Origin of the sequence: Candidatus Kapaibacterium thiocyanatum (assembly GCA_001899175.1) — a bacterium.
Classification (GTDB): Bacteria; Bacteroidota; Ignavibacteria; order Kapaibacteriales; family Kapaibacteriaceae; genus Kapaibacterium; species Kapaibacterium thiocyanatum.
Map to the genome: position 1 here is coordinate 1 of MKVH01000012.1, position 1458 is coordinate 1458.

The 1458-nt window shown below is 63.8% G+C and carries 1 pseudogene; it reads left to right on the forward strand.

Annotated features, from left to right (window positions below):
- A pseudogene (locus BGO89_03630) lies at positions 1-1458 on the forward strand (hypothetical protein).

Here is a 1458-nt window from a genome sequence, read left to right on the forward strand (position 1 = left end):
CCTGCGACACGGCGGAACTGGAGCGTCTGAAGATCGAGATCTCGCGTCTGTTCCAGGACGGGATCCAGAAGCTCCGCGCGCAGATCCTCGAGCAGTACGCCACGAACTGCCGCGCCCTGGACGGTATCGTGGACGAAGTGTCGGTGAGCTATGCCGAGAAGCCGTATCACTACACGCTCTACTACTACGACCGCCGTGGCCGCCTGGTGCGGACGGTCTCGCCGAAGGGCGTGGACATCGATCCCGCGCGGACATTATCGTCGGTACCATCGCACAGTTTCGTCTCGCGCTTCAGCACGGACTCGCGCGGGCGGGTGAAGGTCATGACGGTGCCGGACGGCGGGGACGAACGCTACTACTACGATGCGCGTGGACGTCTGAGGTTCACGGCCGATGCCATCCAGTGGGGAGCCACGCCGCAGCGGATGTCGTACGTGACGTACGACCGCCTGAGCCGTGTCACCGAGCGGGGCGAAGTGGTGCTGAACGCTTCGGGTCCGGACTCGGACATCGCCGGGGCGGCGGCGGCGCATGCGGAGGACCCGTCGTGGCCACCGGTGAGCTTCGAGCGAAGGGACGTGGCGCGGTTCTACTACGACGCACCCGCAAGTACGATCTCGAATGCCATCTCGGGATGGACGGCGGTGACTGCGGAGCACACGGACTTCGTGCAGAAGAACGTCCGTGGGCGGATGAGCTTCACGGTCGCGGTCCCGCTGCTGGCGGCGGGCAACGACGTTACCGCAAGCAGCGTCGATGTCGTACGGTCGTACTTCAGCTACGACGCGACGGGAGCACTCGCGGATCACGTCAGCGACATCGCGGTGGACAACACGACGAGCTCGGCACGCCTCATCAAGCGGACGACTCCGTCGTACGATCCGTCGACGGGGAACACGATGGCGTCGATGTATCAGAAAGGCAAGAGCGACGTGCACTATGCGTGGAACACGTACCGGCTCGACGGCACGACGGACACGGTGATGACGTCGCGGACGAGTGTACTCTGGGACGTGGATGCACGGTACAAGTACGACAAGGCCGGTCTCATGCGTCGCGAGGTGCTGGGCGCGGACCTCGTCCAGGGCAAGGACTACGTACTGACGATCGCCGGTCAGATCAAGGGCATCGGCCATCCGTCGCTGGACCCGCAGAAGGACCCGGGACTGGACGGAGCGACGAGCGGCAGCAACACGCACGTCGCGAAGGATGCCCTGGGCATGGCCTTCGGCTACTATGGAGGAGACTTCAGCAGAAGCTACAGCGGGAACCAGTCGCCATATAACAGTACTGAATCCACTCTCCTGTCTCCACCGAGTGACCTGTTCAGTGGCTTCATCGGCTCGTATGCGTTGAAGCAACAGACCATGACGGTCCCTCCTGGCCAGACCCTGCTCAAGAACGGGGACCTCGTGGGCGAACGCTTCGTCTATGACCGCATCGGCCGCATCAGGAGCG